The organism is Chryseosolibacter indicum, assembly GCF_018598585.1.
Taxonomy (GTDB): domain Bacteria; phylum Bacteroidota; class Bacteroidia; order Cytophagales; family Cyclobacteriaceae; genus Chryseosolibacter; species Chryseosolibacter indicus.
This window is the reverse complement of sequence record NZ_JAHESD010000009.1, coordinates 105437-115605: the sequence shown is the minus strand read 5'-3', so window position 1 is coordinate 115605 and position 10169 is coordinate 105437. Positions and strand designations below refer to the sequence as shown.

General features: G+C 40.3%; 10 protein-coding genes. 6 read left to right on the top strand and 4 right to left on the bottom strand.

The features are described from left to right. A partial coding sequence (locus KK060_RS06430) for a potassium/proton antiporter (protein ID WP_254152880.1) occupies positions 1-1253 on the top strand: 1253 nt, incomplete at its 5' end. 54 nt (positions 1254-1307) lie between these two features. Here KK060_RS06430 and KK060_RS06425 read toward each other — a convergent pair. Then, a complete protein-coding gene (locus KK060_RS06425; protein ID WP_254152879.1) occupies positions 1308-1727 on the bottom strand; it encodes a BLUF domain-containing protein in 420 nt (139 codons plus the stop codon). Between the two features lie 120 nt (positions 1728-1847). Between KK060_RS06425 and pgeF the strand changes: the two genes are divergently transcribed. Next, the gene (gene pgeF / locus KK060_RS06420) at positions 1848-2630 is read left to right on the top strand and encodes a peptidoglycan editing factor PgeF (protein WP_254152878.1); all 783 of its coding nucleotides are present in this window, start codon (positions 1848-1850) and stop codon (positions 2628-2630) included. A 70-nt stretch (positions 2631-2700) separates the two neighbouring features. Here pgeF and KK060_RS06415 read toward each other — a convergent pair whose 3' ends face one another. The 3 genes from KK060_RS06415 to KK060_RS06405 form a co-directional block, all read right to left on the bottom strand. Continuing rightward, positions 2701-3189: a DoxX family protein gene (locus tag KK060_RS06415; RefSeq protein ID WP_254152877.1), complete on the bottom strand. Its 489-nt coding sequence runs from the start codon at positions 3187-3189 to the stop codon at positions 2701-2703. Between the two features lie 4 nt (positions 3190-3193). After that, positions 3194-3553: a response regulator gene (locus KK060_RS06410; RefSeq protein ID WP_254152876.1), complete on the bottom strand. Its 360-nt coding sequence runs from the start codon at positions 3551-3553 to the stop codon at positions 3194-3196. A 104-nt stretch (positions 3554-3657) separates the two neighbouring features. After that, entirely contained in the window at positions 3658-5163 is a 1506-nt protein-coding gene (locus KK060_RS06405; RefSeq protein ID WP_254152875.1) for a PQQ-dependent sugar dehydrogenase, read from the bottom strand. Positions 5164-5523: 360 nt separating this feature from the next. On the opposite strand from KK060_RS06405, the gene KK060_RS06400 reads away from it, so the two are divergent. The 4 genes from KK060_RS06400 (at position 5524) to KK060_RS06385 (ending at position 10056) form a co-directional block, all read left to right on the top strand. Beyond that, positions 5524-6045, top strand: coding sequence for a nucleoid-structuring protein H-NS (locus tag KK060_RS06400; protein WP_254152874.1), 522 nt, complete (start codon positions 5524-5526; stop codon positions 6043-6045). Positions 6046-6064: 19 nt separating this feature from the next. Continuing rightward, positions 6065-6646: a hypothetical protein gene (locus KK060_RS06395; protein WP_254152873.1), complete on the top strand. Its 582-nt coding sequence runs from the start codon at positions 6065-6067 to the stop codon at positions 6644-6646. A 97-nt stretch (positions 6647-6743) separates the two neighbouring features. Then, positions 6744-7637 (top strand): hypothetical protein, encoded by an 894-nt coding sequence (locus KK060_RS06390; protein WP_254152872.1) that lies wholly within the window; start codon positions 6744-6746, stop codon positions 7635-7637. Continuing rightward, a complete protein-coding gene (locus KK060_RS06385) occupies positions 7627-10056 on the top strand; it encodes a leucine-rich repeat domain-containing protein (RefSeq protein ID WP_254152871.1) in 2430 nt (809 codons plus the stop codon). Before KK060_RS06390 ends, KK060_RS06385 begins: the two co-directional genes overlap by 11 nt. Positions 10057-10169 lie beyond the last annotated feature (113 nt).

The following is a 10169-nucleotide window of genomic DNA, read 5'->3' as shown; positions in this document are numbered from 1 at the left end:
CCTTTATACTCTTCTCCGGGGGGCTAGATACAAAATGGGAGAGTGTCAGACCAGTAGTAAAAAGTGCTTTTTCGCTTTCAACGCTTGGTGTATTGATTACAGCAGTAATTGTAGGTCTCTTTGCTACCTTTTTTCTTAAGTTTTCGGTTATAGAAGGATTGTTATTAGGTGCAATTGTTTCCTCTACCGATGCTGCAGCCGTGTTTTCTATTCTTCGTTCGCACAACATCGGACTAAAGGGAATAATCAGGCCGTTGCTTGAATTGGAAAGCGGTAGTAACGATCCAATGGCATACTTTCTCACAATAAGCTTTACTTACCTGGTAAAACATCCTGAAGCTTCAATTGCTGTGTTTATCCCCAAGTTCTTTATAGGAATGGCACTCGGAGGATTGTGTGGCTTCCTTTTCGGGAAGGCAATGATCTGGATTACCAACAAAATCCGACTCGATATAGAAGGATTATATCCCGTTCTTATTCTGTCAATGGTATTCTTTACATACTCATTCACCAATTACATACAAGGTAACGGCTTTCTTGCTGTGTATATCTCAGCGTTAATCTTAGGCAATGCCAACTTTATTCATAAGAAAAGTCTTATGAAGTTCTACGACGGGCAGGCATGGCTTATGCAGATCATCATGTTCATTACTTTAGGGTTGCTCGTCTTTCCCTCGCAAATGATTCCCCAAATTGACAAGGGCATCTTCCTTTCTTTTGTCTTGATCTTCATTGCAAGGCCTATTGCAGTTTTTATATCTCTGGCCCGGTCAGACATAAGCTGGCGCAAGAAACTTTTTGTCTCCTGGGTAGGCTTGCGCGGCGCTGTACCAATTGTCTTTGCAACCTATCCGCTAATAGCTGGCGTTCACAATGCCAGTATGATTTTTAATATTGTCTTTTTTATCTCCGTATCCTCCGTGCTGTTACAGGGTACAACGCTTCCGCTGGTTGCTAAGTTGCTTAAGCTCACGGTTCCTGAAAAACTAAAACGCAAGTTTCCGCTTGACATCGAAGTAAAGGATGATCTAAAGACCGAGCTTGTTGAGCTTGACATTACATCTAATTCAAATGCAGTAGGAAAAGCAGTTGTTGATCTCGATTTGCCGAGAAGTGCGCTTATTGTACTTATTCATAGAAATGGCAAATACCTTACTGTAAAAGGGGATACAACCATCGAAGCCAATGACCACTTGCTTATTATGGCCGACAGCAAAGATGCCATTGCCAAAACATTAAATACTTTTGCCTGAGTAATGGAAGATGAGTAATGCCCAGCCTTGGGCTGTTACTCACCTTTCTGTTTTCTATCTGAAAAATTTCTTCATGATATGCAGTGCTTTGTTATCCTCCTGATTCTTTCCCGAAAGTATTTCATTAAAGGTCAAGCGATCCTCCTCGGTAATTGATGTTTTAAAGGTTACACTTTCGTTATCTATCTTTTTAGCACCCATTTGCCAGCTTGGAAATGTTCTCTCTTTGATGGGAGCGCTGGTAATTAAAATAGTTTTTTGATGCCTGTTATCGGTTTTAATCCTGTCGTACAGATCGATGATCTCACTGTAGTTGCCCTCCAGGTATTGAACAAAATGTTTATCTGAGTACAGCAATACACCAGTAATATCCCTATTCGCATTGTTTCTTTGGCACGACTGAAGGATTTTATCAATTTCTTCGTCAGTACAATTTGCATTTCTGTTACTTACGTACACCAATTGAGATAGCATAAAAGTTTAGTTTAATCTAGTAACAGCTGCTTTGATAAAATGTTTAAAAAAGATAGAATCTGTTTAGAAAATAATTATCCCTGTAACCCTTATTGAGTTAATTTGCCTGGATTATAAGTTATGAAAAGAATAGATTTTAACGGAACACAGCTTTGGCAGTTCGAAAATTTTAGTAGAGAAGATAATATCAGGCACTTTGTTACGGACAGAAAATCTGTTACTGCTCCTAATGAATTTACACTGAGCTATTCCAGCTCACCAGATAAAGAAGAAATAAAAAGCAACAGACGCCTGTTAGCAGAGGCCATGCGTATTGCGGAAACTTCTCTTTATTTCCCGTCGCAGGTACATAAAGTGAGAATTGTAAACGTAACCTCACGAACCGTAAAGGAAGAACTCATGGAAACTGATGCCCTCATCACCAATCAACCGGGCTTGTGCATTGCTGTTATGTCAGCCGATTGTGTTCCTATTCTTCTTTATGATAAAAAGAACCAGGCGGTGGGTGCTGTTCATTCCGGATGGCGTGGTACGGTGGCTAAAATCCTAAGCAAGACACTTGAGGAAATGCAACGTGTTTTCGGAACAAAAGGTGAAGACGTAATTGCTGGCATAGGCCCTTCTGTATGTCAGGATTCTTATGAGGTAGGAGAGGAAGTTGTGAATGAAGTAAATAGTGCCTTCGGAAAGGATGTAGGGTTAATGATTCCTCAGGCCAATAACAAAGCGAAGCTGGATCTATGGAAGGCCAACAAATTTCAATTACTCGACTTTGGAGTACGAGAGAACGCAATTGAAGTATCTGATCTATGTACCGTTAAAAACAACTCACATTTCTTCTCTGCAAGAAAAGGCGATGCCGGAAGATTTGCCGCAGGAATTATGCTGTCACCTGAAAAATAAAAGTAGCATTACTACAATTATAAGGGTAGGTACTGTGTTAAGCCAGGGCTGGATTATCTTTTATCAAGGTTTATTGTTCTCCTTTTTGAGAAGACACAGTTTGCCTTTCTTTTTTATATCCAAAATACCACACCCATAGGATGAAAACGATTTGCATGGGAATCCTGATCCATAAATACTCAGGACCTTTGCCATCAAAAGTAGCTGTCTGGTAGTTTACATGGTGTAGTGAGGCATAAATGTTAGATGGAAGTATGGATACAAAAAAGATAATAATAAGAATAGAGGTGAGTCTTTGTGTTTTACTTACTAGAAGACCAATTGCTCCTAAAATTTCAAGAACGCCTGTCAACCAAACAATGAGTTCACGCTTAGGTAAGAATTGAGGCAGCATCAGGCTCATGCCTTTTGTAAAAATAAAATGGGATACGCCCGTGAGGATGAGCATTACAGCCATTGCTATACGTCCTGCCTGAGCAACGTAAACTTGTTTTTTTACTAAGCGCTGAATGAAAAGGGTTATTCCAAAGGCAAGCAAAAGAACAACAAGGGTTATCATACGCTCAGAGTTTCAGGTATTTCTTTAACTTCTTGTTAAGCTTCTCTGTATCGATTGGTTTTGAGATGAATTCGCTAACCCCCGATTTTAATGCAAGCTTAACTACCTCCTCATCGTCATCACTCGAGATCATGATAATAGGAATGGCTTTCTTTTGCTCTTCCCTTACGAGTTTTAGAATAGCGTCCCCATTAAAATAGGGCATGTGAATATCCGTAATAATAAGGTCAAAGCTTTGTTTTTTAAGCTGATCCATAGCCCTACTCCCATCCCGTGCAAAGGTAGCTTCAACATTTTTATCACTCAGCGTCAGCTGAATTACTTTTACAACAACATCATCATCTTCGCATACTAAAACCTTCATGCTGGCAGAAGTTATACGAGGGCAATATAGCCACTATCCTTTATACAATTAACTAAAAATTGGCGAAACTGCTTCTGACTTTAATAAAGAAGTAGCGGATCATCTTATTTTCTGCTTGTGTCACTGATGTTACCTTCGTAGCTATATTCAATAATACAACCTTTAAAGGTATTCTCTTTACTATGTTTCGCTGACGGTCCTGAGGTTACCTTGCTGTTATCGGTTGCCACATAAATCTTTTTGCCATCAGCTGATATCGCTATATCGCGGTATCTTGCATTTAGTGGAAAGTAGGAAATCTTATTATCTATTACACCATCGCCTCTTTCATTAAGCTTCAGCCTGATGAGCTTGCCAGTTTTTAAAGTAGGTATCAACAAAGAATTTTGCCAGCCAGGAATAGCGGAGGAAGTATACACTGCAATACTGCTTGGTGCTTCCGCCGGCCAATCAGGTTTCTTAGGGTCGTTGGCTACAGTTCTTTCAAAAATGGATTTGAGAGAATCCGGGGAAACTACATGCAGTACTTTAATCGGGTCGCGGTATGAGGCTCCAATTTTTATTGCATTGTTGTTTTCATTTTCAATTATCGGATAGGTACTATGCCAGGGTGCTGGCAACGTACTATGCTCAGTAACTCCTGCTGCGTAACCATTGTAATTGTTATCATTATATCCAATAATTAGCGGATGGCCGTAATTCATGCCACGTTCAATAATGTTAATCTCATCATCACCAAAAGGTCCATGTTCGGATGAGAATATCCTTCCTTTTCCTCCTATTTCCGCGTAAGCGATACCTTGTGCATTTCTATGGCCAATAGACCATACCGCGTTCTGCGTTTTAGTGTTAAAGGGATTGTCATTTGGGATCCACCGTTCAGCAATATTTTTGTCGTTGTCGGGTTCCAGATTAAAACGTAATACCTTGCCTTCATACTTGGTTACGGTCTGCGCATAGTTTTGTCGTCCTGCGTTTTCATGTTGGCCCGCGCCCATGTCTCCAACCGTATAAAATAAGTAAGGCTTGCCATCGTGCATACCAATCGCTAACCTTCCTGAATTATGGTCATTACTCTGGGGTATGGTATCGCACAAAACGACCGGCCTATGAAGCTTTTGATTTTTTTGATCGTATTCATAACGTACTAACCTGGCAGTATAGAAGCATCCTGTAAAATTATCAGAGCATCCGGTACTATCTTGATCAACACCGGCAAACCTGTAGATGTAAGTCAGATAAACAAAAGGTTTACCATTTAATAAAGAAGGGTGCAAGGCCAATCCCATCAGTCCTCCTTGTGGCCATGCCTTTCCTTTATCTTTATCATCTCCTATGGTATCATACCTCGGAAAATTTCTTTCAGTATTCAGGTCAATTAAAATTGACTTACTGCCGTCTTCAGGATTTATCCGGCTTACCCTGTATCCTTTTGCTTCTGTAACCCACAGGAAGTTGTCGGGCCCATACGTAATTTCCCAAGGGTCGCTTAGGTCAGACTTAACAACCCTGCGTGTAAAGTTTTCACCCTGCTCGCCGGTAACAGGTTGTGCCTGAAGTTTAGTTATGAAAAGAAGAATGAGAATCGGGCAACAGAATATTAATTTCATCAACTATCGTTATTACTTATTTCAAGAACGCTTAAAAGTGTGCATGCCCTTTGTTTGAGCTGCTATGAGGCATAGATAAAATCTTAAGCCACCTGGAGGATATAATCAACAGTTCGGTATTGCTTTTGCAAGTAACACCTCTTAAGATATGTTCACATCGGATGTAGTGATCTTCCGTTAGGGTGCATCTTCAACTCGGTATTGTAATTGTGGAATTTTTCCGCATTCTCACATGAATTTTTCCATTTTTACAATTACCTATACATTAATTCGTTGTTATTTCATTTATTTTCAAACTCCCTTAACCGGGCATAATAATTACTAGGAGATAAACTCTGAAGATTTAAAAACTTAATAAACATGATGCGCACAATTCGAAATTCGTCTAAACTAAGCATGATAGCTCTTTTGGTATTACTCATGTTTGGTGGAGCCGGTTGTAAGAGTAAAAAGAAAGCTATGGAAGCACAGGCCGCTGCTGAAAAAGCAAGATTAGAACAAGAGGCCGCAGCACAAAGAGAAAGAGAAGCTGAACTAAAAAGACAAAGGGAAGCTGAAGAAGAAGCAAAACGAGCTGCTGAAGCAAGAAGGGAAACACCGGCTCAAAAACTTGATCTCTATTTTAGTGCTATTGCTAATTCAGGCAATGTAAACTCTGCGAATAGCAGCATTAATGAAGCCCTTTCTCTGTTCTCATCTCCTGATACTCCTGTACTTATCGTTATCGCAGAAGAGAATGGCCAGAAGGACTACGACAGACCTACAACCATCCGTGATTATATGAACTACCTGAAAGATACCAAGAAGAATATGAACAAAATTGGAAATATCAAGTTTGATAACACAGGTAAAATCACAGAACTAGAATTGATCAGACAATAACTCCCAAACTCCCATAACCATGCTTAACTCTAAATTTTTATATACAGTAATTGCTAGTCTTTTTATTACCAGCGCTGTATTTGCCCAATCAGGTGCTGATATTAGCCCTAAAAGAAAACAAGCGATAGATTCTCTTGCGCTTGAAAAGGTAAGAGACCTTAGCAAGTACATCAGTATCATTGGCGATAAGAGAACGCCTTTTTCAGAAGCTACCCGTGTAATGGACAGGGCGGAAGAACTTTTCGCACCGGACAGTGAAATGGGTGTTTCTTCTATCAACAAGAAGGAAGTTTCTTACTATAAGGTGCGCAAGTACTTCGAAAGACTCATGGCATTAAACTACGACCGCGTGAGCATCGAGTGGTACAATATCTTTTATATCAGCGATCTTGAAAGACAACCCGATGGCCGTTATGTAGGTGTAGTAACTATCTACCAGCGCTTTGAAGGTACTTCTGATGATGGTCTCAAATACAAAGACACGACCAAGAAAGATATCACTATCTATGTCGAGAGAAAGAAAACCCAGATTGCAGGTAGAACTGTAGAGTTCTGGGATGTGTTGTTAGGTGATATTAAAGTAACAGAAACAAGCGCTTAAGCTTGAAAAAAACGCATCAGGCATTGGGCATTTAAGCTATTTTCTGGCTGAAAGTGCCCAATGACATTTTTATATATTACAATTGTATTTTAGTTTGATGTTTACTATTCGGTTAATCTCCTTTATTAATAGATCGTTCTTTAAGACGGCGTACACTGTACCGCGTATCTTTCTACTCCCTCTTATTTTCATCGTGCTCACACTATGCTCTACCAATGGTTATGGCCAGATGGTGAAGGATGGTGAAGACGAGAGCCGCTTATATGCACAAACGAAGCAAATCAACCAGTTCTTCCGGAGGTTTAATGGAGAAGAAGACGAAAAAGGTGAGCGCTACTACCCCAACAATAAGCAGTATAGAAATGTAAAACTTCGTAAGAAGTACCTAAGCATTCTATTCGACGAAAACAATGGGGGAATCAGCAAAGACCTGCAGGTGCAATTTGCCAAAGACGTTCTTGAGAAGAATCTCTTTTTGAATTTTCATGGAGGTAACTGGTTTGCTGAAGTACATACCATCTTTACAATGAACGGAAAGGATCAGCCCGTAACGTTATTTATGGAGCTGGAGAAACATCATCAGGGTACAAGGTGGATAATCTCCAAAGTGTATGCAGATATGTTTGAACCCTACTTCAAAAGAGATACTACTAAAATAGGTCAGTTTCTGCATCCTTTAAGTCATGAACTTGCTTTCATGAATCTTAGGAAAGCATTCAACAACCCGGATAGTGCCAACCACTATATCAATAAACGATTCAGGCCAGACCATTCTACCCTGTTTTTATACGAAGTGAAAAGAGGAAATCTAAGATTTAAAACAGTAGAGGATATGAAGTTTCACTTCTTCCAGGCTGCGGGATGGTACTTCGAATTATCATTATTTAACAGACCAGGATACAATACCGGATGGCTCATATCCAACCTTGTAAAAATCAATACAGATAAAGACAAAGAAATTCTTAGAAAACATCTCTATTATGAGAAGTAGCAGACTTTGTATTGCCGCTGTCTCTTTACTGATCTTTTTTTCAGGAGCATACGGCCAGAAGAAGGCAAAACGCGAACCCGTTAAACACGAAAAGGAAGTAAGAGACATGGTGGCCTTCCTTCAATTCATGTTAAATACGTTGGGCGATGCCACTACCGCCAGCCGCGATAAAGATGTGCTGATCACAGAAAGCTATACCAAAGTATTTCGCGATGCAAAAGTACAGGTAGAAGACGACCTGGACGAAAACAGAAACGTGATCACCAATAAAGATGTAACTGCTTACCTTAAAGACGTAGACTTCTTTTTTAAGGACGTAAAATTTGAATTCACCATAGAAGATATTAAAAGTGAAGGTGCTGGCGATAGACTATTTTATCGCGTCATTCTTACCAGAAATCTTACGGGCACTACCATAGGCGGTAAGAAGGTAAATAATACCAAACCGCGTTATATTGAAATTAATTATAACGCCAAAGACCAGGACCTTAAGATTGTTAGCATCTACACCAATCAGTACAATGAGAAAAAGGCATTACTTAGCTGGTGGAAGGAGCTCTCCTATGAATGGCAAAGGGTTTTAAGACAAAAGTTTGAATTATCAGACAGCGTTTCTGAGGACGACCTGAGAAAAATAACGGCAATCGAAAACCTTGATCTTAGTGGCAACACTTACCTGCAATCCCTTGAGCCACTGTCTCAACTGCTGGACTTGCGCATATTAAATCTTTCCGGAACGAGTATCGATGACTTGAGCTCGATAAGAAATCTTACCGAGCTGGCAGAACTGGATATATCCAATACCCGCATTGATGATATTTCTTCAATAAGATACTTTAACAATCTAACCAGATTAAATATCAGTCAGACGCGCGTCGACTCTATTGATGTAGCTGAAAAGCTAACAAAGCTTCAGCAACTCGATCTGAGTAATACGGTTATTACAGACTTCCAACCCCTGCAATATCTAACCGAGCTACAGGTTCTGAACCTTGAAAATACCCGGATCACTACGCTCGATCCGATAAGTTATCTCAGCAATCTTCGCGAACTTAATGTAGCAGGTACATCCGTTAATAATTTAAATGCTATTACGGCGCTTTCAAATCTGGCCGACCTAAACCTGGAGGCTACAAGAATCAATGACCTTGCCGCCCTTAGCGGTTTAAGAAATCTTAAGGTATTAAATGTTAATCGCACTGCAATTGCAGATCTCGATCCGCTTCTTGAGCTGGCACAGCTTGAACGTGTTTACTGCGACCATACCGGTATCAATCAGCAGTCGGCAAGCGCATTTATGGCTTCTAACCCCAAGGTGCTTGTTATTTTTGCAACAGAAGATCTAAGAACCTGGTGGGATAATCTTCCTTCTGTCTGGCGCGATGTGCTTAGCAGAAAGGCGAGAATAAATGTAAACCCTTCTAAAGAAGAACTTGCCAGAGTTACGAACCTCGACTCACTAAACATTGCGAATTATATATCTATAAAAACACTTGAGCCTCTGCAACGCCTTCAAAAGCTTAAGGTTATTATTATGGATCATACCGGAGTAACTGATCTTTCTCCTATTAAGGATCATAAGAACATTCACACCCTCGACATAAGCGATACATACACCACTGATCTTTCGCCTCTTCGTGATTTTGCGAGACTAAAGGTGCTGAAGGCAGACAACAGCAGGGTGAAGAATATTGATACGCTTTCCTATATTCCAGGGCTGCAAAAGCTCTTTGTTGATGGTACAGACCTTCCGGATAGTGTTGTATACAACTTCCTCCAAAGAAACAACGAATGTCTTATCGTGTATAAAACCGATCGTCTTGAAAGCTGGTGGAATGGACTTTCGGAAGATTGGAAGCAGGTTTTTCAGTTACAGATTAAGATTGATAACAGTGCATCACGTGAAGCCCTTCATAGGCTTGTTGAGCTGGAACGTATTGTTTTTGGAGATGTTCCTGTAAACGATCTCTCACCGCTTACCGAGTTTGTACGCCTCAAGGAACTACGTTTCTCGGCGACGGCTGTAAGTAGTCTTTCGCCGCTGGCCGATATACAAACACTTAAAATATTGTACGCTAATGACAACCCTATTAAAGATCTCACACCTGTAAGCAAATTAAAGGAGCTTCAGGAGATTGATATTTCCAACACACCTGTTGCAGCATTGGAGACACTCGGTGCTCTGGATAAACTTTTAAAGATGAACTGCGCAGGTACGCAGGTTAAAAAGCTCAACGCCCTGCAAAAGATGAAGAGCCTCGAATACCTCGACTGTTCTAATACCGACGTGAAAAGCCTTAGTCCTGTTATGGGACTGCCTTTAAAAACATTGAAGTGTTATAACACCAAGATCTCGAGCGGCGCTATTAAGAAATTCCAGAAGCAGAACCCGTCATGTAACGTAGTGTACTACAGGTAAACACTATGGTTCTCTTTTAACATAACTCTGTAAAGGCAAAGGGAGGAGCAAAGCCCTCCGGGTAATGATACAGGCTTTAGTTATACAAATACTTTAAAGAAGTAATACCTTAG